Source organism: Bifidobacterium sp. M3-N-101 (assembly GCF_023656805.1).
Taxonomy (GTDB): domain Bacteria; phylum Actinomycetota; class Actinomycetes; order Actinomycetales; family Bifidobacteriaceae; genus Bifidobacterium; species Bifidobacterium breve.
The window spans coordinates 33675-57065 of record NZ_JAMOKQ010000011.1 but is presented as its reverse complement, the minus strand read 5'-3'; the positions used below and the strand labels follow the sequence as shown (position 1 = coordinate 57065).

At 59.2% G+C, this 23391-nt stretch carries 20 protein-coding genes and 1 pseudogene; 5 read left to right on the top strand and 16 right to left on the bottom strand.

The genetic code is table 11. The features are described from left to right. Nucleotides 1–23 precede the first annotated feature (23 nt). Nucleotides 24–329 (top strand): YhbY family RNA-binding protein, encoded by a 306-nt coding sequence (locus NBH12_RS09515; RefSeq protein WP_003830332.1) that lies wholly within the window; start codon nucleotides 24–26, stop codon nucleotides 327–329. An 84-nt stretch (nucleotides 330–413) separates the two neighbouring features. Here the strand turns inward: NBH12_RS09515 and NBH12_RS09510 are convergent, their stop codons facing one another. Further along, nucleotides 414–779: a phage holin family protein gene (locus NBH12_RS09510; protein WP_003831598.1), complete on the bottom strand. Its 366-nt coding sequence runs from the start codon at nucleotides 777–779 to the stop codon at nucleotides 414–416. Nucleotides 780–1188: 409 nt separating this feature from the next. Between NBH12_RS09510 and NBH12_RS09505 the strand changes: the two genes are divergently transcribed. Next, the gene (locus tag NBH12_RS09505) at nucleotides 1189–1572 is read left to right on the top strand and encodes a hypothetical protein (protein ID WP_003831597.1); all 384 of its coding nucleotides are present in this window, start codon (nucleotides 1189–1191) and stop codon (nucleotides 1570–1572) included. A gap of 76 nt (nucleotides 1573–1648) precedes the next feature. On the opposite strand, the gene NBH12_RS09500 is transcribed toward NBH12_RS09505, so the two are convergent. Continuing rightward, nucleotides 1649–2635: a D-2-hydroxyacid dehydrogenase gene (locus tag NBH12_RS09500; protein ID WP_003831595.1), complete on the bottom strand. Its 987-nt coding sequence runs from the start codon at nucleotides 2633–2635 to the stop codon at nucleotides 1649–1651. A 251-nt stretch (nucleotides 2636–2886) separates the two neighbouring features. Between NBH12_RS09500 and NBH12_RS09495 the strand changes: the two genes are divergently transcribed. Then, a complete protein-coding gene (locus NBH12_RS09495; RefSeq protein WP_003831593.1) occupies nucleotides 2887–4347 on the top strand; it encodes an MFS transporter in 1461 nt (486 codons plus the stop codon). Nucleotides 4348–4350: 3 nt separating this feature from the next. On the opposite strand, the gene NBH12_RS09490 is transcribed toward NBH12_RS09495, so the two are convergent. The 6 genes and pseudogenes from NBH12_RS09490 to NBH12_RS09460 form a co-directional block, all read right to left on the bottom strand. Continuing rightward, nucleotides 4351–4716, bottom strand: a complete 366-nt coding sequence (locus tag NBH12_RS09490; RefSeq protein WP_226790720.1) for a response regulator — start codon at nucleotides 4714–4716, stop codon at nucleotides 4351–4353. Further along, nucleotides 4690–4930: pseudogene (locus tag NBH12_RS09480) on the bottom strand (response regulator); the annotation flags it as partial. The gene NBH12_RS09490 and the pseudogene NBH12_RS09480, both read right to left, overlap by 27 nt. 59 nt (nucleotides 4931–4989) lie before the next feature. Then, nucleotides 4990–6369 (bottom strand): replication-associated recombination protein A, encoded by a 1380-nt coding sequence (locus tag NBH12_RS09475; protein ID WP_065465227.1) that lies wholly within the window; start codon nucleotides 6367–6369, stop codon nucleotides 4990–4992. 102 nt (nucleotides 6370–6471) lie between these two features. Continuing rightward, nucleotides 6472–9042, bottom strand: coding sequence for a DEAD/DEAH box helicase (locus NBH12_RS09470; RefSeq protein WP_052828607.1), 2571 nt, complete (start codon nucleotides 9040–9042; stop codon nucleotides 6472–6474). Nucleotides 9043–9129: 87 nt separating this feature from the next. Next, entirely contained in the window at nucleotides 9130–10203 is a 1074-nt protein-coding gene (locus tag NBH12_RS09465; protein ID WP_003831589.1) for a polyphosphate kinase 2 family protein, read from the bottom strand. Between the two features lie 59 nt (nucleotides 10204–10262). Then, nucleotides 10263–11744 carry an aminotransferase-like domain-containing protein gene (locus NBH12_RS09460; protein ID WP_060618437.1) on the bottom strand — a complete coding sequence of 494 codons (1482 nt, stop codon included), beginning with the start codon at nucleotides 11742–11744 and terminating at the stop codon, nucleotides 10263–10265. 280 nt (nucleotides 11745–12024) lie between these two features. Between NBH12_RS09460 and NBH12_RS09455 the strand changes: the two genes are divergently transcribed. Then, nucleotides 12025–12684 carry a LysE/ArgO family amino acid transporter gene (locus NBH12_RS09455; protein ID WP_015439022.1) on the top strand — a complete coding sequence of 220 codons (660 nt, stop codon included), beginning with the start codon at nucleotides 12025–12027 and terminating at the stop codon, nucleotides 12682–12684. Here NBH12_RS09455 and NBH12_RS09450 read toward each other — a convergent pair. The 8 genes from NBH12_RS09450 to hisS all read right to left on the bottom strand — a co-directional run bounded on the left by NBH12_RS09450 (nucleotide 12668) and on the right by hisS (nucleotide 21825). Beyond that, the gene (locus NBH12_RS09450; protein WP_250819419.1) at nucleotides 12668–14212 is read right to left on the bottom strand and encodes an acid phosphatase; all 1545 of its coding nucleotides are present in this window, start codon (nucleotides 14210–14212) and stop codon (nucleotides 12668–12670) included. The genes NBH12_RS09455 and NBH12_RS09450 overlap by 17 nt on opposite strands. 95 nt (nucleotides 14213–14307) lie before the next feature. Beyond that, entirely contained in the window at nucleotides 14308–15408 is a 1101-nt protein-coding gene (locus NBH12_RS09445; RefSeq protein ID WP_015439024.1) for an amino acid ABC transporter permease, read from the bottom strand. Between the two features lie 5 nt (nucleotides 15409–15413). Beyond that, nucleotides 15414–16091 (bottom strand): amino acid ABC transporter permease, encoded by a 678-nt coding sequence (locus NBH12_RS09440; protein ID WP_052788357.1) that lies wholly within the window; start codon nucleotides 16089–16091, stop codon nucleotides 15414–15416. Continuing rightward, nucleotides 16091–16930: a glutamate ABC transporter substrate-binding protein gene (locus NBH12_RS09435; RefSeq protein WP_181895605.1), complete on the bottom strand. Its 840-nt coding sequence runs from the start codon at nucleotides 16928–16930 to the stop codon at nucleotides 16091–16093. The genes NBH12_RS09440 and NBH12_RS09435 overlap by 1 nt, the downstream gene beginning before the upstream one ends. Before the next feature lie 18 nt (nucleotides 16931–16948). After that, nucleotides 16949–17791 carry an amino acid ABC transporter ATP-binding protein gene (locus NBH12_RS09430; protein ID WP_080790569.1) on the bottom strand — a complete coding sequence of 281 codons (843 nt, stop codon included), beginning with the start codon at nucleotides 17789–17791 and terminating at the stop codon, nucleotides 16949–16951. 52 nt (nucleotides 17792–17843) lie between these two features. Beyond that, nucleotides 17844–18395 carry a YbaK/EbsC family protein gene (locus NBH12_RS09425; RefSeq protein ID WP_065471527.1) on the bottom strand — a complete coding sequence of 184 codons (552 nt, stop codon included), beginning with the start codon at nucleotides 18393–18395 and terminating at the stop codon, nucleotides 17844–17846. 203 nt (nucleotides 18396–18598) lie between these two features. Next, entirely contained in the window at nucleotides 18599–20398 is a 1800-nt protein-coding gene (gene aspS / locus NBH12_RS09420; RefSeq protein WP_003830312.1) for an aspartate--tRNA ligase, read from the bottom strand. A 35-nt stretch (nucleotides 20399–20433) separates the two neighbouring features. Beyond that, a complete protein-coding gene (gene hisS / locus NBH12_RS09415) occupies nucleotides 20434–21825 on the bottom strand; it encodes a histidine--tRNA ligase (protein WP_025263105.1) in 1392 nt (463 codons plus the stop codon). Nucleotides 21826–21924: 99 nt separating this feature from the next. Between hisS and NBH12_RS09410 the strand changes: the two genes are divergently transcribed. Further along, nucleotides 21925–23370 (top strand): DUF349 domain-containing protein, encoded by a 1446-nt coding sequence (locus NBH12_RS09410; RefSeq protein ID WP_019728154.1) that lies wholly within the window; start codon nucleotides 21925–21927, stop codon nucleotides 23368–23370. The last annotated feature ends 21 nt before the right edge of the window (nucleotides 23371–23391 follow it).

The window sequence follows — 23391 nt, the reverse complement described above, 5'->3', positions numbered from 1 at the left end:
AGCATATGTAAGGAACTATTCTCATGGCATTGACCAAGAAACAAATCAAGCAGCTACGCGCAATGGCGAATTCACTGAAGCCCCTGTTCTATGTGGGCAAGAACGATCTGACCGAATCGGCCGTCAAGCAGGCCGATGAAACCATCGAGAAGCATGAGCTCATTAAGTGCGCCGTACAGGATGGCTCAGGGCTCACAGCCAAGGAGGCCGCCGCGGAACTTGCCGAACAATTGGGCGCCGAAGTGGTGCAGTCCATCGGCAACCGCTTCGTGCTCTTCCGCCGCTCCCACCGCGATGATGTGGAGCATATCAAGCTCGTACGCGAGTGAGGCTTCGCACCACTTATCAATAGGGGCTCTGCTATGGCGTTACCACAGCAGAGCCCCCTTTTTGCTCTTGTGCAGGGACGCGCATTACTGATCGATGATGGCGCCAACGATGCTGGAGACGATGGTCAAGACCAGAGAGCCGAGCACGGACCACCAGAAGCCGTGTACAAAGACGCCGACACCGAAGAGGCTGACGGCCAGCCAACTGGCTAGGCGCATAAACAGCCAGTTGATAATCAAGGTGACCAATCCAAGCGAGAGAATCGCGAATGGCAACGACACCAAATGCACAATCGGCTTGATGGAAGCATTGATTAACGCCATGAACAAGGCGAATGCGGCGATGCCGAGAATCGGAGGCTCCCCTACCGGGGTCATGCCGGGAATCACCGCAACCATAACGGCAGCGGCAATGGTCATAATCAGCCAACTGGTCAAGAAACTTCTCATGGACCTATCGTAACGTTACTCAACCGGCATGCATCGGCGCATCCAGCACAAAGGACAGAACCAGCACAACACGCCGACGCTACGCGGCTCACGGCACATTCGGCTGCTTGATATGTAGGCTTTCCCCTAAAAATTAACATCCATTATGTTCGCTTTTTCATAAAGTTAATATCGAAACTCACAGAATCACATAACTCCCCAACTGCGTTACCAATTCATGAACAACTTACAAAATGGCTCATTTGAACCTTTTCAGTGCTAGCGTTAAGAACCAGCACAGCACATTGTACGGGACTTTTCTCACAAGAGAAAGGTTATATGATGTTCGTTTTATACACAGAACAAATATCATACTTATGAAAGGAAACACATATGTCGGAAGAAAAAAGTCATCATCGTCAACCCGGATATGTTCGGCAAGGATGCAGAATCAAAGACGGACGAAGCCAATACAGTGACCAAAAGCTTTGGAATCAGCGATGACACGCTGGCCGAGGTAGAGGACTTCAAGGCACAGCTCACCAAGCACAACGCCTGGGATCTGCCGTTCATGGGATACGTGAACGAAGACGGATACGGCTATGCTTATGTGCCGGACGCCGCCGTGGTATATGACCCGTACTGGGATTCCCATAAGGCCTTCCTCGAACTGCCGGAAGACGTACAGGCTGCTTTCGCCATCCGCATGCTGTTCGCCCACCGTCTGGTCGACCGTTACGGTGCCAGCATGTTCCTGCACTATCAGCGTGGGTTCAACGTCAAGTTTGAAGGCGTCGGCGCGAACAACTACTGATCGAATCCTTATCCGCTGAAGCACAAAGGCGCATGACAATGAGGCCATGCGCCTTATTTATCTCCCGAACCAGACATCAGCGACTTACGAGATTGAGCAATTCCTGCTGCTTGGCATAACGAGAAACATTGTGCAGGGCAATACGAATAATCTGCTCGGAGGTTTCTTCCAAGTGATTGCCTCCAGCCACGTGCGGCGTAATCAGACAGCGAGGCTCATCCCACAACGGGTGCTCGGCGGGCAATGGCTCAGGTTCGGTAACGTCCAATCCAGCACCATGAATACGTCCCTCACGCAGCGCCACGGCCAACGCGTCAGCATCAATGGCATCACCTCTTCCGGCGTTAATAACTACGGCGGTGGACTTCAGCTTGCCCAGGCGGGCGGCGTCCAACAGGTGGTGGGTCTGCGGAGAGCGCGGCACCGCCATAACCACCACATCCGCCAATGGCAGCAAAGCATCCAAGCGCTCGAATCCATACATTTTCTCGATGCCTTCCGCACGTACTTCCGGATGCCGTCGCACGCCAAACGTATGCATGCCTACGGACTGTGCCAGTCGACCGAAGTGAGAGCCGATGTCTCCAGTGCCAATGACCAGTGCGATGACACCCTCAGGGCTCAGCGCGGAACCCTCGTCCTGCCAGCGGTGCTCTCGCTGGTTGAAACCATACCGGCCGAAATTCTTCATCACGGCCCACATCATGGCGAACATGTGCTCAGCGACACTACGACCATAGGCACCGGTGGCGTTGGTGATCATGACTCCATGCGGCAACACGCCTGGACGCACATAAGCATCCACACCGGCGCTGAACGTCTGCAGCCATTCCAGACGCTTGTATTGTCCGGCATCGCCGGCAGGGAAATTGCCGATAACAGCAGTGGCCTCGGCACGCAATTCCTCGGGAACGCTGGCTGACCACACCATGTCCCCACGGCGGGATTCGTCACCAACAAATTTCTGCGGCACATCGCGCGCCGCCTTGGCGAACGCCTGGCGTTCGGACTCGTTCAGTGGCAAGCAATTGACAATCAGCTTATGCGCATTCTCGATCCCCATGGTTCACCAACCTAGGCGGCAGTACGGATAATGAGAAGTTGCCGGCATGGTTATGACATCATCGGCCAGCGGGTCAGCACCTCATAACCGTGCAATATGAGTCCGCCCCGAGACGTACACTGCCTTCTGGTTTTGATCCAGAGCGTGCGGCCATGGCACTTCGATTGCTGGCCCATCAGCACGCACAGGTACCTGCGCCGGTTGGTAAACCTTATATTCCACTTTTTGCAACCGAATGTTGAGGAGCACGCATGCCTGAGCAGCATAGTGATAATGAGAAGATTCCGGTCCGTCTGATCGGCGCGATTGTGGCCGTCGGTTCACTTGCCTTCATCGGCATTCTGACCGAAACGGTAATGACCGTGCTCTTCCCCGCCTTGATGCGCGAGTTCCATGTGGACACAGCCACCATCCAATGGATTACCACGATTTACCTCTTGGCCGTGGCTGCCACGATGCCAATCAGCTCGTTCCTGAAACGACGTTTCACGTTGAAAACCATTTTCCTCGCCGCGGTGATTCTGGCAATCATCGGTTCACTGATCATGATTTTCGCCCAAGCCTTCCCGCTGCTGATAGTGGCACGTATCATTCAGGGCATCGGATCGGGTGTCGCCACCCCGTTGATGATCAACATTATTCTTGAGCAGTCTCCCCGAACGAAAATCGGCCGTCTTATGGGTGTTGGCTCGTTGGTCATCACAGTGGCCCCGGCCATCGGCCCGACCGTCGGCGGCGCAGTGACCACCGTGCTGCCATGGCGTGCGATTTTCGTCATCGCAATTCCGCTGGTACTTCTCGCGGCCGTTATCGGGCTCAAATGCATCGAGCAAAAGACGCCGACCGAAGCGGCATATCTTGATCCGGTCCAGTTGGGCTCCATTATTCTCGCCTTGGTCGGTCTGGTACTGGCGCTGAATCAAGGCGGCGTGGCCGTCAGCGCGGCTGTGGCCGGAGGTTCCGTCGCACATTCTGGTGCAATCGCCATTATCAGCCTGATCGTTGGCGTTGGCATGTTGATTGTGTTCGCCCTGACTTCCAAGCGGGCATTCTCTCCTCTGCTGCGTCTGGGTATTTTAAAAGATCCGGCCGTCCTGCTTCATGCCTGCGCCTATTTGCTGCTGCCGCTCGTCGCCATCGGCTACGGCTATGTCATTACCAACGTCTCGCAGCTTTCGCTGGGCGCCACAGCGTTTGTGGCCGGCTCTCTCGTGCTGCCCGGTGCACTGATTGGCGCGGTCTGCGCCCCGCTCGGCGGCTGGTTCTATGACAAGTTCGGCGCGGTCAAACCGATTCTGATTCCGATTGGCATTGCCATTGTGGGCCCTGTGCTGATGCTGATTTTCTCAATGCGGCTTACGCCTGTGCTGCTGGCTGGATTCTATTTCATTTTCGGCTTGTTCTATGCCGTGGGTAACGCGAACGTTATGACCAGCGGCTTGTCTGAAGTCTCCCCCGAATTCAAGCCGGACGGCAATGCCATTTTCAACACGTGCCTTCAGTTTGGCGGCGCCGCCGGCACCGCATTGTTCTCCACGATTCTTTCCGTGGCCCAGGCCGGCGCAGGAGAAGAAGGCACCGCTGAGTTTGCTCACGCCACAGCCGTCGGCGGCGCTTGGACATTTGCTACAATGACCATCATCTGTCTGATTGGCTGGGGCTGCTTGGCAGCCGCGTTCCATATTCGCACGGCTCGTAAACGTGTACAGTAATCTTTACGATGCCTTTATGTCTGAAATGACTATGGAATCGTGCGGGCTTCCGATGGATTGCAGGGATGACGCCAGATCATTGACCAGCTGTTGAACCTGCACCGTTGACGAGACATCCGCCGCATCCAGACTGGTCTGGGTCTGCTGCACCATATTCGAATAGTCGTTCCGGGACTGCTGCGTAATCTGATTGAGCAGCGAGGCGCGCACCGACGTGATGGATACGCCGGAGAACACAATGGCCACCGCCAAAGTCAGTATTACGGCCAGCGCCACGGTACGGGCCTGCAGCGAGCGTCGGACCTCGGCGCGACCATGCCGCAGCAGGCGACGTAAGCTGAACCGAGAATAGAGGTTCAGACGCGGCACATTGGAGGTCTGCCGGATACGGCGTGCCACTTCTGTGCCGTCCAGACCAGGCAGCATGACATCAAGCAATATCAAGTCCGGCTTGACCGTGGGGAACATCTACCGCACGCAGTCCGTCCATGCAGGTAACGGTATGGAATCCTTTGTTTTCCAATACCAAGCTCAGCATATCGCCAATGACCTGACCGTCGTCCACAATGAAGATGGTCGTCATGGGTGCTTGCCTTCCCTTTCCCCGCTGTTATCGTTTCGTTATACGCTACTCCCCCGTATTCACTTCTGTTCGGGGGCTTCACCATGCAGTATCGGGCGGATTCTGGCCAGACGCTGACTTACCTCATGTTCGTATCCGCGATCATTGGGATGATAATACTCGGTGCCACGCAATTCCTCGGGCAAGTATTCCTGCGGGGCCACGGCGCCAGGCCAGTCATGGGCGTACTTATACCCCTCGTGGTTGCCCCATTCCTTCATGAGTTTGGTGGGAGCATTTCTCAGGTACAGCGGCACCGCGCCGATTCCGCCGGCATCCACATCGGCAAGCGCCTGATTAATGGCATTGTAGCCGGCATTGGACTTGGGAGCCGTGGCCACGGCGAGCGCGGCTTCGGCCAGAATGATGCGGGCCTCGGGCATACCGACCAAAGCCACGGCCTGTGCGGCCGCCACAGTGACCTGCAGTATCTGAGGTGCGGCCAGGCCGACCTCTTCGCTGGCGGCAATCATAATGCGCCGGGCGATGAAACGGGGGTCTTCACCGGCCTTGAGCATACGGGCCAGGTAATGAATCGTGGCATCCGGGTCAGAGCCACGCATCGATTTGATGAACGCGGAGATCACATCATAGTGATCGTCGCCATCCTTGTCATAGCGCACGGTGGCGGTGTCCATTACCGTGGACACGATGCCCGGGGTAATGATAGGCCGGCGGGCGCCCTTCTTACGAGCCTCATCACCGGTGACCGCACCGGCCGCCGCTTCCAGAATCGTCAGGGACTTCCGCGCGTCGCCGCCGGCCATGCGCACGATGTCCACCACGGCTTCGTCAGTGGCCTTGACTTCACCCTTGAGTCCGCGTTCATCGGCTAGGGCCCGTTGCACCAGTTCGGTGAGCTGCTTAGGTTCCAAGGACTCGAGTTTGACTACTACCGAGCGTGAGAGCAGCGGCTTGATGACGGAAAAGCTCGGGTTTTCGGTGGTGGCGCCGATGAAGGTGACATCGCGGTTCTCGACGGCGGGCAGCAGGGCGTCCTGCTGCGACTTGGAGAAGCGGTGCACCTCGTCGATGAACAACACGGTTTCCTGGCCACGCGACACCAGCCGTTCATGAGCGCGCGTGAGCACATCACGCACGTCTTTGACACCGGAGGTCACGGCGGACAGTTCTTCAAACACACGACCGGATTGTCCGGCAACGATGGTGGCAAGCGTGGTCTTGCCCACGCCGGGAGGCCCGAATAGAATCACGGAGCTTGGTGCGGTGAGGCTGCCTTTGCTGGCCGGATTGGCAAGACGACGCAAGGGCGATCCCTGCCCAAGCACTTGGGTTTGGCCAATGACCTCGTCCAGCGTGCGTGGACGCATGCGCACCGCCAACGGCCGGGTCATCGACTCCGGAGCATCGGCCGCCCCAAACAAATCGTTCTCGCTCATAGTGTTCTATACTACCCCATTATTCGAACAGACGTTCGAGCTTTCTCTTGGCTCTCCTCAGTCAGCTTCGCTGACAGCTCCTCTCAGGGAAGGGAGCCAAGGTCATGAGTTGCTCACCCGGTAATCGTGGAAGACCACCTCACCGGTGTCTTGGGTGGCGTCGAGATCCACGATGCCTTCGATGGTCCAGTCGTGATCACCGTCGGAATCATCGATAATCTGACGCACCTTCCACGTGTGTTCGTCGTTCTCATGCTTGCTGTCCAGCATGAAGAGTTCGGGCGAGCGCGCTTCGGCACCGATGCCCACATACTCGTGTTCGTCGTAATAGTCGTCGAGCACGTCCTCCCATTCGTGCACGCCGTAGCCCCAATCCTTGTCGAGCGCGCCCAGCTTGTCCGGCTGATCGAGATCCATAAGCTGCACACGGCGGAACAAGGCATTGCGCACCAGCACGGTAAGACCACGACGGTCCTCGACCACCGCGCTTTTTGCGCCGGGCGCGGCCAGGGATGCCGCAGCCTCGGATTGGTCAGCCGAGTCGCCGGCATTCTCCCATTCGTCCACCAACGAGGAATCGATGGAGCGTACGAGCACGCGCAGCCACGAAATAATGTCTCCGAGCTGTTCATCGCGCTTTTCGGGCGGCACGGTGCGCGCCAATGTGCGGTAAGCGTCCGACAAGTACCGCAACAGCGTGCCCTCGGAACGGGCGATGTTGTAGCGGGCGATGTATCCGGTGAAGTCGGAGGCGGTTTCCACCATGTCGCGCACCACGGATTTTGGCGACAGCCAGTAGTCGTTCGCCCACGGCACATCATGGCGATACTGATCGAATGCGGCCTCGAGCATGTCTTCCAGCGGCTTGGGATAGGTGATCTCCTGCAGCTTGTCCATGCGCTCGTCGTAGTCGAGTCCGTCGGCCTTCATGTCGGCCATGGCCTTGTCTCTCGCCTGACGCTCCTGCGCACGCAACACCTGCTTGGGGTCTTCCAGCGTGGCTTCGGCCATCGAGATGACGTCCAGCGCGTAGGTGTCCGATTCCGGATCGAGCAACTCCAATGCGGCCAACAGGAACGGGCTCAGGGGCTGGTCGAGCGCGAAGTCATCCGGCATATCGAGGGTCATGTAATAGTCTTTGCCGCCATCCGCACGATCTTCGGTCTCAATGACCTCGGTATCGAACAAAGTGCGGAAGATTTCATCGGCCCGCTGGTGCAGATGTTCTTTCTGATCCGGGGTCTGTGCTGAATCATCGATAAGATCGTCGATACGAGCACGCGCATCGCCGCCTTGCGCCACTTCATTGAGCACCATAGAATGCGTGATCTTCAGATGCGGGACCAAGGTTTCCGGAGCGGCGTCGATGAGCTTGTTGAACGTGCCTTCGTTCCAGGTCACGAAGCCTTCGGGGGCTTTCTTGCGCTTGACCTTCTTGAGCTTCTTCGGGTCGCCTCCGGCCTTGGCTATGGCCTTCTGGTTCTCGATCTCATATTCGGGAGCCTCGGCTACCACCAGTCCTTCGGTGTCGAAGCCCATACGGCCGGCGCGTCCGGCGATCTGGTGGAATTCGCGGGCGCGCAGGCGGCGCATCTTGGTGCCATCGAACTTGGTCAACGCGGTCAGCACCACGGAGTGAATCGGCACATTAATGCCAACGCCCAGCGTATCGGTGCCGCAAATCACCGGCAAAAGACCTTGCTGGGCGAGCTGTTCGACCAGACGACGGTATCGCGGCAGCATGCCGGCATGATGGATACCGACGCCGGTGCGCAGCAGACGTTGCAGAATCTTGCCAAAAGCCGTGGTGAATTTGACGCCTTTGATGGCTTCGGCGATGGCCTGACGCTGTTCCTTGCTGGACACGCCGGTGGAGGCAAGCGCCTGCGCGGTTTCCAGCGCGGCGTCCTGAGAGAAGTGCACCACATATATCGGTGTCTCGCCGTTGCGGAAGGCGAGTTCCACGGTTCTTTCCAGCGGGTCGAGCGTGTACTCATAGCTCAACGGCACCGGGCGTGGCGCATCGGCGATGACATCCACATCAGGTGTGTCGTTGAGATCGGAGAGCTTGTCGGCGATGGCATCCACATTGCCAAGCGTGGCACTCATCAGCAGGAACTGGGTTTGCGGCAAGGTCAGCAGTGGCACCTGCCATGCCCAGCCACGCTCCGGGTCGCCGTAGTAGTGGAATTCGTCCATGGCCACGAGGCCCACGTCGGCATGCGTGCCCTCACGCAAAGCCTGGTTAGCGAGAATCTCGGCGGTGCAGCAGATGATCGGCGCGTCGGCGTTGATATGGCTGTCGCCGGTGATCATGCCGACATTGTCGCGGCCGAACACCTCTACCAGGTCGAAGAACTTCTCGGAGACCAACGCTTTGATGGGCGCGGTGTAGTAGGAACGGCGACCGGTGCATAGGGCGGCGAAATGCATGCCCAGCGCCACCAGTGATTTGCCGGAACCGGTAGGGGTATTCAAAATGACATGGTCGCCGGCCAGGAGATCCATAATGGCCTCTTCCTGATGCGGCCACGGCTCGATGCCTTTGACCTCTTCCACCCAGCCGAAGAACCGTTCGTAGATATCATCGGCCGTAAGATTCCGCTCGCGCTCGTCGCCGTCCCATTCGGGAGCCAAACGCCCCAGGGAACCATATTCCTTCTCGTCAGTCATAATGTCCCAGTCTACCCAGCGGCCTGTTCCAGCGGCGCGAACCACCCTCCGCTGCTTCGCAGCACCTCCCACCAGCGGGAGGAATACTCACGCCAGTCTGCGACGGACCTCGTCGGGGTCGACTTCCGGTTCGAGCGGCGGCCAAGTCATATTCATATTCTTCAACGTGGTGCGCAACAGCTCGGAAACCACGGCGCGTGAATACCACCGGTTGTCAGCCGGCACCAGATACCACGGTGCGGCGGCAGTGCTGGTCTTTTCAAAAACCTCCTGCCAGGCGTCCATGTAGTCGTCCCATCGATCGCGGGCTTCAAGGTCGGAGATATCGAACTTCCAATATTTGGTGGGGTCATCAAGACGGCCGAGAAAATGCTTTTTCTGCTCATCCTGGCTGACCACGAGAAAGATCTTGAGAATCGCACATCCGCTGGCGGCCAGCTCACGCTCGAATTCGTTAATCTGGTCATATCGGGCACGCCATACGTCTTCCGGATAGGTGCCGTAGACGTGCGGCATGACCACATCCTCGTAATGGGAACGGTCAAAAACGGCAATCCAGCCCTGCTTGGGCAGTTCGCGCTTCACACGCCAGAGAAAATCATGGTCAAGCTCCTCGGCGCTTGGCTTGCCAAAGCCGTGATAATGGATGCCCATAGGATCGCCCTGGCTGAATACATGGCGCACGATGCCGCCTTTGCCGGAAGCATCCATGCCTTGCAACACGATCAGCAATCTTCGCGGGGAGCCTTTAACACCGTTGGCATACATGAGCCGCTGGTATCGGGCGATTTCGGAGGAGCTGATGGATATAAACCGTTCCGCATCCTCTTTGCCGCCATCAAACCCCGGCGTGGAGTCGCCTTCGACATCAGTGACCTGCGTCCCCGGGTGGAACATCAGTCGTTGTGCTGGCGGCAGAGACCATACGGCACTCAGCAGTTCGCTGGATTTCGCCGCGCGGGCCAGCCGTTCGGACACGGTGGTGCTGGATTCAATGCTTTCTATGCGGTCTTCAGCGAGATTCAGCGTCCAGTCGATGCGTTTATCGCCCTTCCCCCTGCTGGGCTTATCCTTACCGTTTTTGTCTTTGTCGGATTTGACGACACCACCCAACTTGCCGTTTTTACCCACCTTATTTGTCTTTCCGTCTTCCTTGGCCATGCCACCGATTGTACGCTTCGCCGGATTCGCGCGTCCCGGACTTCACCGACGGCTTGGCCTCATAGGACTTCGCGAACCACTTGCGCAAGCACATCCACCGATGCCTCGAATTCCTCGGGCGTGGTGTAGGCATAGCTCAGGCGAAGGGAGTTGTCACCTTCGAAATCGTAGATGTCGCCGGGATTAAGCAGCACGCCGCGCTTCAAGGCTGCTTGGAACAAGCGACTGGTGCGCACCGGCTGTTCGAAGGTCAGCCACACATAGAATCCGCCATCCGGCCGGCTCCAGTGGGCCCGGCCCAAGAAATGACGCTCCAGGGATTCCATCGCCGCATCCCTGCGACGGTGTAGCTCCCGTTTGAGGTCAACCAGATACCGGTCATACAGACCGCTGGTCAAGAATCGGGCGAAAGCCCACTGGCTGAGCAGACTAGCGCCGTAGTCCATCTGCATTTTCACATCAGCGAGTCGTTGGACGATTGGCTCATTGGCAATAATCCAACCGATGCGCAGTCCAGGAGCCAACGATTTCGAAGCGCTGCCCAAGGTGATGACCATACCGGTCTCATCCATGGTCTTCAACGGCTTCGGCATCTCGTCGCCGAAATACAGGTCCTGATAGGCGTTGTCTTCGATAATCGGCAATCGATTCGCCACGCAGCAATCGATGAGGTCATGCCGGTGCTGATTGGTCATCGTCACGCCGGTGGGGTTGTGATTGGTGGGAATGGTGTAGAGCACGGCATCCGCGCCCTTGCCCGATACAGCACGGTATTCTCCCAATGCACGTTCAAGAGCGTCGGCGCGAAGCCCCTGGTCGTCCATCGTCACGCCGGACAAGCGCATTCCGGCCGATTGGAACACCTGCAATGACTTGATGTAGCTCGGAGCTTCAGCGAACACCGTGCTTCCTGCAGACAGCAGACTCACGGAAATCAGCTGCAGAGCCTGCAACGCGCCGGAGGTGATCAGCACCTGGGCCGGCGTGCAGTTCACCCCCGAGCGGCACATATGCGCGGCGATCGCCTCACGCAGCACGGTCATGCCCGCAGGAGGCGGATAGCCCAGCGAATCTATCTCCTGCGCGGCTTCCGTCAGCACCTGTTTCCACATATCGCGCGGGAACAGTCGCGGATCCAGCTCGCCGGTGCCCAGTCGTGCGATATTCGGCGCGAACTCCATGCGATTGATGGTCTGTATCGTGGCGTTGTTCGCTTCAAAGAACCCGGAGGAGACGTAGTCGGCCCAGTCCGGGGCACCCGGCAACATCAACGACCACGTATTGCTGACGATGCGCGTACCAGCGCCATGCAGGCCTTCCACAATACCGTAATCGGCCAGTTCAGTTATAGCGGCGACAACCGTGGACCGATTGACGCCAAATCCTTCTGCCATGGCTCGCTGCGAGGGCAATCGGGCACCGATCGGCCATACGCCACTGGAAACCTGATGACACATGTAGTCCACGATTTGCTCGGTGACCGGCACATTCGACGTGCGATCCGGCTTCCAGTCGATAACCAACGGCGCTATTCGTGCCATACCTCTCCTCTTCCTATGCTGCGAGCGCAGACCCGCAATCCGCACAACTAGGATTACGTCAACGTCTCATGCCCATATCCACATGTTTGGTTGAGTGACAATGCTGCCATTTGGCTGGTTGTCAACCGCAATCCACTCCTTAGAATAATCCATGGAAACATGAAGATGCACGGTTTTATTGAATTATTACGCGCATCGCGCTCAGTCGCACAATATGTTTGGCTGGGTCAGACATGACCAGCCAAACACAATTGGCTGGTATTTAAGGGAGCAGAGATTCATGGGGTTCTACTTGCAGGGACTGACGATGGGACTGGCATACGTGGCGCCAATCGGCATGCAGAATCTGTTTGTCATCAACTCGGCACTGACCAAGACAAGACGCAAGGCCGTGTTCACAGCAATCATCGTCACCATATTCGACGTGGCACTGTCCCTGTCATGCTTCTTTGGCGTGGGCGCACTCATGCAGCGGTATGAGTGGCTGCAGCTGGCCGTGTTGGCTGTGGGAGGTGCGGTGGTAATCCGCATTGGATTGGGGTTGATCTTTCCGGGATTGTTCCGCCATGGCAACGACTCGACATCCCACAGCACCGCATCGACCACTGACGCTGAGATCACGGACAAGCGAGCCGACGGATTGGCGAAAACCGTCACTACTGCATGCGTAGTCACATGGTTCAACCCTCAGGCAATCATTGACGGCACGTTGATGCTGGGCGCATTCAGCGCCACTTTGAGCGCTTCGCAGGCATCTCCATTCATTATTGGAGTAGAAAGCGCATCCGCATTGTGGTTCTTGGGACTCACTTTGGTAATTTCGGCGTTCAGCCAGCGGTTCAGCCCAAAGATCATCAACACGCTCAACAAGGTGTGCGGCAGCATCATCGTACTCTACGGCATCAAACTGCTCGTCGAATTCATCATGGCCGTACTGTAGACGATTCAGCGCGCTTCTTTTCGCTGCGTTTTCCCATTACGGCCTTGGTTGCGCCGGCACCAAGTATCGTGACCAGCACGCCGGTGCCCACCATCAATGCCGGTCGTTGGGCGGCATGCAAGACGGCAAGGTCGGGGCCGGCTGAGACGGAGCTGTTCTCACCGGCTGCGCTATCCGACGCAGGGTGTTTGCCGATGTTGGCATATTGGGCATTAATCACGCTCGGACCGGTGAGCGTCACATGATCGGCGGTTTCGACTTTGGACACATCGCCGTTCTTGTCTAATGTGACGCGGGCGCATAGGGCCTTGGCCCAGTTGATGCGCTGCCAGCCATCGCTGGATCGCCACAATGGGTAGCCGGAGTCCAAGGCAGTGGCTTTGAGAATCGCATTGCGCTGATCAGCGTGCAGTTCGGGATAGGCCAGTCGCAGCACGTCCGCGGCACCGCGTGGGGCCATGAAATCAGCACCGGATTGGGAGGTATTCTGCGGAAATGTGTAGGTAAGGCGCGCGGTGTACACGCGTACGGCAGAGGCCTGATCTTTGACCGGTTCGCTGGCTACGGAATCAAGAAAACCGTTCGTGTAACCGCCCGCGCCATTGGCTTTGACATTGTCGATACAAGCGGCGAGTGTGCTTCCGTGTTCGTCCGCCTGGCATCGCTCGGTCAGGTAGCCGCGCAACTGACGGGCTGCGGGCACGATGGACGAGCTGAATTCATTGTGCCAGTACTGCCCGTTTTGGGCGGAGGCGCCGATGCGCCCGCCCATGATGTCGAGCGGATAATGCACACCCAGAACAATGCGGTTATTGCCGGCCTCCGAAGTGCGGGCCATGATTTGCGGAGCCAGTTCGGGAATCATGCCGGCCAATGCGATACCCCACGAATAGGCGCCAGTAGTATGCCCGGACGGATAGGAGCTGTTCTTTTGCAGGTTCGAGTAGCCGGGCACGTGCTCAAGCCATGAGGGCGACTGTTTGATATTCAGTGTGGCGGGAAGCCCGGCAAGATCATTGGTGCCGCCAAAGCTGCTTTCTGCACGGTTCAGATACGGTCTGGGATGCATGGCAGCGCGTTTGGAAGCATAGGTGGATGCCACATTGAAGGAGAACACATCGGCCACAGCGTTGAGTTTGCCCTGCTTGAGGCCTTCGCTCATATATGCGCCGAGCACTGGCCCGAGCGCATCCGGCATGGTCTCCTCGGCTTGCAGATCGGAATCGACAAGGGCTCGTTTGCGCTGAGCGTTGAGACCCTTGTTATCGAGGTCTTCTGCGGCTTTGTGGTTGATCGCCACGGCGAGATTCTGGTCAAGCTCCATCGTTTTGGCGTCGAGTACCTTGCCACCATGCGCGGCATCGGTAGGCGCCTGCCAATAATCCTTCTCATAGTCGGAGAGCAATGCCACCCAGTCGGGGTTGGGCAGCTGGTCGGCTTGTGCGGCGGGAACCGGCATGGCCACCAGTATGAGCGGCATCAGCAGCACAATAACGACAACGGAGGATAGGCGCCGGAACATCTTCATATGTTCCAACCTATCCTCCGTTGAGGCTACGTAGCCGAGTCTCAGCCAAACACTTAGTAAATTCTTCGTGCCGGCTTAGCGGTGGCTGAGTTGTGTCAGGCTTCTGGTTTGTCTTCAGACTTCAGAAATGCCGGAAACTCGCCGGTGTTTGGATCGGTTTGCGATTCGGGATGGGTGACGTCATATCCCTGTTCGTACCGGGTGCGACGCCAATTGCGGATCGAGGCATTGGTGCCGCGATGATGCACGTGATACTTGCGCGGTGCACCGCCGAACGGCAGCTCCTCAACTTCCTTGGCCACTGCAATCTGATTGACATTGGACGGGTCACCCGCGGCAATCGGAGCCAACGGTTCAGGTTCGGTGGGCGCGGCCGTACGCTGCTGCATACGTGAAGGCAACCACTCGGCCAGGCGAGAGAGCAGCCAGCAGGCGACGAAGTAAATCACCGCGGCCATCACCAGCGTTTGCAGGATGTTGAAGTACATCGAGCCGAGTCGGCGGGATTCCTGCAGCAAATCGGTGTACATGATGATCGAGCCCAGTGCGGTGTCCTTCAGCACCACGACCAGCTGGGTGACGGCGGCCGGCAGCATGGCGTAGACGGCCTGCGGCACCTCGATCTGAATCAGCGACTGCGTTTCGGTCAGCCCCAAGGCGAGCGAGGCCTCGCGCTGACCGCCCGGCAGGTTGCCAACGCCGGAACGCACTAGCTCGGCGACCACCGAACCGTTGTACAGCACCAGGGCCAGCACCACAGCCCAATAGGACGGGCTGGGCAGGCCCGCGAAGGCGAACCATCGCCAGAAGAAAATCATGAGCAGCAGCACGGGGACTGCACGGCAGAACTCGACGATCACGGCGGAGATGCCACGCACCAACGGGTTCGGCAGCAATCGGCCCACGCCGAATACCAGACCGAACGCCACAGCTCCCACCACGGCGAGAACGGTGGCCTTGATGGTCATCCATAGGCCCGGCAAGTAGAAGTCAGTCCATGCTTCACGTTCGACGGCGGGCTTCCACAGTTCCCAGCTCAGCTGGTTCTCGCCGTCAGGCGGATTGTGCAGACGCATAAGCACCAACACCAGCACGGCCACGAATATGAGGGCCGCAATCCAGTTGACGATACGAATAGTGCGGCGGCCCTTGGGACCGGGCGCATCGAAGAGTACGGAATTCGAGGTATCAGCCATATCCGTCACCTCCTTACGGCGAGCTTGTTGGACAGATACGTGGTGAGCATGCCGATGGGGATGATCAGAATCACGTAGCCGAGTGCGAAGATCAGGAAGATCTGGATGATCAGGTCAGGGCGGAATTCAATCATCTCGCTCATCAGCGAAGACGTCTCGGTGGCCACGGATGCGGCGGCTGCCACGGTGGAGTTCTTGAGCAGTGCGATCAGCGTGTTGCCGAGCGGCGCCACAGAACCGCGGAAGGCCTGCGGCAGAATGATCTCAGTGGCGGACTGCATGAAGCCCAGACCCAGCGCGCGGGCGGCCTCGGCCTGGCCTAGCGGCACGGTATTGATGCCGGAGCGCAGCGATTCGCATACGAATGCGGCCGTGTACAGGCTCAGGCCCGTGACTGCCAGCCAGAAGAAGTTCGTGGCGAAGGTGTCGGAGAAGCTGAGCTTCAGCTGCGCGTAGGCACCGAGCACCATGAATACCATGATGATGGTCAGCGGCAGGTTTTTGAACAGTTCCACGTAGGCACCGGCCACGGTTCTCAGGGATGAGATCGGCGAGATGCGCATGACGACAAGGATCACGCCGAGAATCATGGAGAACAGCGCGGACCACAGGGTCAGTTCGATGTTGACCAGGAAGGCGCCAAGTACGTCATACTGGCTGAAGAGTTCCAGGAATCCGTTCATCAGTTCTTCTCCCCCTCGTCTGGAGTGGGCGGGTTGTAGCGCACGTCGGGCGTGTAGTTGGTGCCCTTGGTGTTGTCGCTGATGGCGTTCTCCCACGAGCCGTCTTGGATCATGTCCACGATGGCGTTGTTGATCTTGGTGGCCAGCTGGGTGTTGCCCTTTTTGATGCCCACGCCGTAGTATTCCTGCGTGAATGGCTTGCCGACCACCTTGAGCCTGCCGCGCGAGGCGGAGGCCAGGCCGGCCAGAATGATGTCATCGGTGGTCACGGCGTCCACGATGCCGGAGAACAGTGCGGTGGCGCATTCGGCGTAACCGGGCTGCTCCATAAGCTGGACTTCGGAGGCGAACTTCTCCTTGACGGTGGCGGCGGAAGTCGAACCGGTCACGGAACAGAGCCTTTTGCCATTAAGGTCTTCGGGGCCGTTAATCGAATTATCATCCTTGCGCACCAGCAGATCCTGGCCGGCCACAAAGTATGGACCGGCAAAGGAGACGGCCTTCTTGCGTTCGTCGGTAATCGAGTAGGTGGCGAGAATCATATCCACGTCGCCGTTCTGGATCATGGCCTCACGTTGCTTGGAGGGAGCTTCCTTCCAGATGATTTCATCCTCGGAGTAGCCGAGTTTTTTGGCGATGTACTTGGCCACGTCCACGTCGAAGCCCACGTAGGTGCCGGACTTCTTGAAGCCCAAGCCGGGCTGATCGAATTTGATGCCGATACGAATCTTGCCGGACTCATCCTGTCCGCAGGCGGCCAGCGACATCGTGCAGGCCACAGCGGCGAGCGCGGCGACCACGCGGCAAGCCCTCCGTTTGAATGTATTGGTGAATGTCATATCGCAAACCCCCGTGTCTCAGTGGGTGAGGATCTTCGAAAGGAAGTCCTTGGCGCGTTCGGTCTGCGGATGCTCGAAGAACTCGTCAGGCGTGTTCTCTTCGAGAATCTGACCATCGGCCATGAACACGATGCGGTCGGCGGCCTTGCGCGCAAAGCCCATCTCGTGGGTCACGCAAATCATCGTCATGCCTTCGTGGGCGAGCTCGACCATCACGTCAAGCACTTCGTTGACCATTTCCGGGTCAAGGGCGGAGGTGGGCTCATCGAAGAGCATGACCTTAGGCCGCATGGCGAGCGCGCGGGCGATAGCCACGCGCTGCTGCTGACCACCGGAAAGCTGGGACGGCATCTTATTGGCCTGTGAATCGACACCCACGCGGGCAAGCAAATCCATGGCCAGCTGCTCGGCTTCCTTCTTGTCCATGTGACGCACCTTGATGGGCGCGAGCGTCACATTCTCAAGAATGGTCTTGTTGGCGAACAGGTTGAAGGACTGGAACACCATGCCGACTTCGGCGCGGAGATTCGCGAGCTCCTTGCCTTCCTGCGGCAGAGGCTTGCCGTCGATGCGAACATCGCCGGAATCAATGGTTTCAAGCCTGTTGATGGTGCGGCACATCGTGGATTTGCCGGAGCCTGACGGGCCGACGACCACCAGCACCTCACCCTTGGTGACGGTCAGGTTGATGTCCTTCAGGACGTGTAAATCGCCGAAATGCTTCTCGACGTGGGTCAGCTCGACCAGAGGACGGTTCGGATCCTCATTACCGGGCACCAGAGGAGCCAGAGGAGCTTTGCCTTGGGATTCTTCTCGCGTCGTGCGCGAACGTACTGCTGTTTCGTTGTTCGTTTCAGACATGAAGAGGAGAATAGCATACAAGGGTTTCCAATGTATACACGATAATGGATGCTCAACCGCGAGGTTTACCCAATGCGGAGACGAACTGGACGCCGGGGATATCGGCGAAAATGGAGCCATCGACCACCAGTTTGGACGGACGAACACCAGAGCCCAAATACAGTTTCGGAATCGACAGAATGTGCTGGTCCACCAGCAACGGCCAGTCGTTGGGCAAACCTATCGGCGACATGCCGCCGGATTCCATGCCGGTGGCCTCCACGGCAGCGTCGATCGGCGCGAAACTGACTTTGGAGACCTCCAGCGTGTGCTTGACCACGCCGTTCAGATCGGCGAGGGTATCGGCCGTGACGAATGCGGCGGCGAAGTCCGGCGGCGCCTTGCGGTTTTTGTGCGTGTGCACGACCACCACATTGCCGGTGATCTCGAACGGAATGCCGTATTTCGGGCACCACAGGTCGGTGTCCGATTCCTCGTCCGCGTTGATGGTCACGCCCAGAATCTTGCTTTCCGGCACGCCTGCCGCCACCAGCCCATTGAGCTTGTCGAACACCGGCTTGGCCAGCAGATCCCCATCATGCCAATCCAAAATCTCCAACGTCATATATGCCTCCCCTTTTTCCGGACATAGTGACCCTCAGAATAACGAAAGCGCCAGCGGCACATGCCACTGGCGCTATTCGTATTACCTATGAAGCGCTATCAGTCTTCGAAAATGAATCTACACGTGCGAAAAACCGCCGTCCGAAGCCGAAGGCGCACTGAGGTGCGTCGAGTGCTGAGGAAAGGCGGTATACGCTCCGTAGATTAGTTTTCGTCCGCGTCCGGGTCGTAGTCGACGCCGGTCTCGGCGCGCTGCTCGTCGGAGATCGGGGCCGGAGCACCGGTCAGCGGGTCGCGGCCGCCGCCGGCCTTCGGGAAGGCGATGACGTCGCGGATGGAGTCGGCACCGGCCAGGATGGACACGGTACGATCCCAGCCGAGGGCCAGACCCGCGTGAGGCGGAGCGCCATACTTGAAAGCCTCAAGCAGGAAGCCGAACTTCTCATCGGCCTCTTCCTTGGTAATGCCGAGAACGTCAAGCACACGAGCCTGGATGTCGTCGCGGTGGATACGCACGGAACCGCCGCCCATCTCCTCACCGTTACAGACGATGTCGTAGGAATCGGACATGGCGTGCTCGGGATCCTTGTCGAACTTGTCGATCCAATCCTTGCTCGGCATGGTGAACGGGTGGTGCATGGAGGTCCACTTGGAGTGGCCGACAGCCACATCGTCGTCGTCCGGATCATCGGTGGGCTTGAACAGCGGGAAGTCCACAACCCAAGTGAAGGCGAACTTCTTCGGATCAAGCAGGCCCTCACGGGAGGCGAGTTCCACACGCACGGCACCGAGCAGCAGCTGGGAGGATTCGCGGGAACCGGCGGCGAAGAACACGGCATCGCCTTCCTCGGCACCGACGGCCTCGCGCAGACCGTTGCGCTCTTCATCGGACAGGTTCTTGGCGACGGGGCCCTTCAGCTCGCCGTTCTCGCCAAAGACCACGTAAGCAAGGCCCTTGGCACCGCGCTGACGGGCCCAATCCTGCCATGCGTCGAACTGACGACGCGGCGTGGCGGCACCGCCCTTGAACACCACGGCACCCACATACGGGGCCTGGAACACGCGGAACGGCGTGTTCTTGAAGTAGTCGGTCAGCTCCACCAGCGGGTTGCCAAAGCGCAGATCCGGCTTGTCGGAGCCGTACTTGTCCATCGCATCCTTCCAGGTGATGCGCGGCAGCGGTAGCTGGACCTCATAGCCGGCGGACTTCCAGATGGCGGCGATGACCTTTTCGGTCATGGCCATCACGTCTTCCTGGTCCACGTAGGCCATCTCCATATCGAGCTGGGTGAACTCGGGCTGACGGTCGGCGCGGAAGTCCTCATCACGGTAGCAGCGGGCGAGCTGGTAGTAGCGCTCAACGCCGGAGACCATGAGCAGCTGCTTCAACAGCTGCGGGGACTGCGGCAGGGCGTACCAGGAGCCAGGCACCAGACGGGCCGGCACCACGAAGTCGCGGGCGCCTTCCGGGGTGGACTTGATGAAGGTCGGGGTCTCGACCTCGGTGAAGTCCATGTCCTCAAGCGCATGGCGAGCGGCCTTGGCCATGTCGGAGCGCAGCTTCAGGTTGTGCTGCATGGACGGGCGACGCAGGTCGAGGTAACGGTACTTCAGGCGCACGTCCTCGCCGGGCAGCTTGTTCTCGGACTCGTTCTCGAGCGCGGTGGACACCTGGAACGGCAGGGCATCGGCCTTGGCGAGCACCTCGATGGATTCGGCCACGACCTCGATCTTGCCGGTGGCCAGATGGGTGTTCTCGTTGCCGTCCGGGCGCAGACGCACGTCGCCGGTGACCTGAATCACGAACTCGCTGCGCAGCGGGCGGGCCATGTCCTCGTCGTAGATGACGACCTGCACCAGACCGGTGGCGTCACGAAGGTCGATGAAGGCCACACCACCGTGATCACGACGACGGTCGACCCAACCGGCGAGGGTGACCTTCTGGCCGACCAGGGCCTCGGTCACTTCAGTGGCATGATGTGTTCTGTAAGCCGTCTGGCTCATTGTCTTAGTTCTCCTCGAATTTTCGCGCGAATACGTCAGATTTCGACGGTTTGCTGGGCAACCACAGTATCCGGTTCCCACGACGTGCAATCGGCGGCAACCTGCTCGCCGGTGACGATGTTCTTGACCTCGTCACCGGTCGATTCCTCACCCTCGGCGGCACTGGCCGGGAACCACACATACGGGATGCCGAGCTTGTCCGCATACTTGATCTGCTTGCCGAGCTTGGCGGCGGTGGGTGCCACATCGGTGGCGATGCCACGGGCACGCAGCTGGGCGGCGATGCGATTGGCGGTCGGACGGTCCTCTTCGTTCCACACGGCGACCAGCACAGCGGCAGGGCTCACACGGTTGGCGTGCGCGCCGGCGGTGTGCAGCATGTAGCTGACCAGTCGGCTCAGACCGATGGACAGGCCCACGCCCGGATACTTGCGGTTGCCCTGGGAGGCGAGGTTGTCGTAGCGGCCACCGGAGCAGATGGAACCAAGCGAGGCGGCGCCGTCGAGGAAGGTCTCGTAGACGGAGCCGGTGTAATAGTCGAGTCCACGGGCGATCTTCAGGTCCGCGATCACGGAGCCGGGGCGGATGGCGGCAGCCTCGTCGACGATCATGGCCAGGGTATCGAGTCCCTGACGGGCCAGCTCATAGGCCTCGGAATCCTCAGCGATGCCGTGCGCCTCGCACAGCGCGTCGAACTTGGCAGCCAGCTCGGCACCATCGGAGGCGGTAAGCTCGGCCAGTTCGAGGCAGGCGCGCGCCTGGGCCTCGGTCGCACCGCAGGTTTCGGAAAGCAGTCGGGCCACCTCGTCGGCGCCGATCTTGTCGAGCTTGTCGATCTCGCGCAGCACACCTTCGATGTCCGTCAGACCGAGTCCACGGTAGAAGCCTTCGGACAGCTTGCGGTTGTTGGCATGCACGGTGGCCTTGGGCAGGCCGTATGCGCGCAGCTCTTCCAAGGCGGAAACCATGACCAGCGGCAGCTCCACTTCATAGTGGTCAGGCAGGTCGCCCGCACCGATCACGTCGATGTCGGCCTGCACGAACTCGCGGAAGCGGCCCTCCTGCGGACGCTCACCGCGCCAGACCTTCTGAATCTGCCAACGCTTGAACGGGAAGGTCAGCGCACCCGAGTGCTCGACCACATACCGGCTCAGCGGCACGGTCAGATCGAAATGCAGACCCAGACGGTCCTCAATCGGAGTGTCGGATTCGTGACCGACCTCCTGCAGACGGGAAAGCAGGTAGATCTCCTTGCTGGTCTCGCCTTTTTTCAGCAAAGAAGCGCCGGTTTCCACCGCTCTCGTCTCAATGCCGATGAAGCCGTTGAGCTCAAAAACCTTACGAAGCGTGTCGATAACACGCTGCTCCACTACACGTTCGGAGGGGAGCCACTCCGGGAATCCTGATATTGATGCACCTTTAGCCACGAAATCAATATAATAGGTGAGGGTTGCGTCAAAGCATGCCGAATTATCGGTATGCGAGGCGTTCCCACTCACTCACTCTATGCTTGTAAGGAGCTGGCCATGGCCGACGAGACTGTCACCGAAACCGAAAACACCGCTGCGACCGAAGAACAGGCAACGACACCCGCACCCGAGGCCAGCCCGGCCACACCGACTCCTGCTTCAATGCCGAAGCCGCATGCGCCCTCCCCCGCCGCTTTCGCTAAGAAGGCCCCCGCGGCCAAGGCCCACGTTGCGGCCCCGGCCGCGCACGCCGCATACTCCGACGCCGACGTCAAGGCCGCTGAAGCCTTCGGCCGCGTGGACGACAACGGCACCGTCTTCGTCAAGGAGGGCGACACCGAACGCGAGGTCGGCCAGTTCCCGGACGCCTCCAAGGAAGAGGCCCTGGCGCTGTACGCCCGTCGTTTCCTGGATCTCAAGGCCAAGCTTGATCTGCTGGCCAGCCGCCTGACCTCTCCCAATGTCAAAGCCCGTGAGATCGACGAGTCCCTGAAGCTGCTGGGCGAGGAGACCTCCGAGCCCGCAGTCGTGGGCGATGTCGCCGCGCTCAAGAAACAGTTCGAGACGCTGAAGACCGCCGGCGAGGCCAAGAAGACCGAACTGTCCGAGGCCCGCAAGGCCGCCGTGGCCAAGGCCGTCGAGGAACGCACCGCCATCGTGGAGAAGGCCGAAGCACTGGCCGCCTCCCTGGGCGACAACACCAACTGGCGTTCCACCGCGGACAAGTTCCGCAACCTGTTCGATGAATGGCAGAATCACCAGCGCACCACCATCCGCATCGACAAGCCCGAGGCCGAGGCACTGTGGAAGCGCTTCTCCGCCGCTCGCACCACGTTCAACCAGTCCCGCCGCAAGTGGGCGCAGGCTCGCGACAACGAGCGTTCCCAGGCCAAGGAAGCCAAGGAAGCCATCATCGCCGAGGCCAACGAGCTGAAGGATTCCACCGCCTGGGGCGAGACCTCCCGCAAGTTCAACGAGCTGATGGACCGTTGGAAGAAGGCCGGTCGCGCCGGCCGCAACGAGGACGACGCCCTGTGGGCCAAGTTCCGCGAGGCCGCCGACACTTTCTTCAACGCCCGTCAGGCCGACCGCGATCAGATCAACTCCTCCGAGAAGGAGAATCTGGCCGCCAAGGAGGCGCTGCTGGTCAAGGCCGAGGCTTTGGTGCCGGTCAAGACCGACGCGGAAGCCAAGAAAGCCCGTCAGGAGCTCGCCAAGATTCAGGAAGAGTGGGATCAGATCGGCTACGTGCCGCGTGACGCCATGCGTCGCATCGAGGGTCGCCTCGACGCCGTGGACAAGCAAATCAAGGCCATCGAGGATGCCGCCTGGAAGCAGACCGACCCGGAGGCCGATGCCCGTAAGTCCAGCTTCGAAGAGCAGCTTCATGCTCAGCTCGCCGAGCTTGACGAGAAGATCGCCGCTGAGTCCGACCCGAAGAAGAAGGCCAAGCTCGAGGCCGAGAAGGCCACCAAGGAGCAGTGGCTGAACGCCATCAAGTAAGCCTTCCGCTTATGCCCTCGC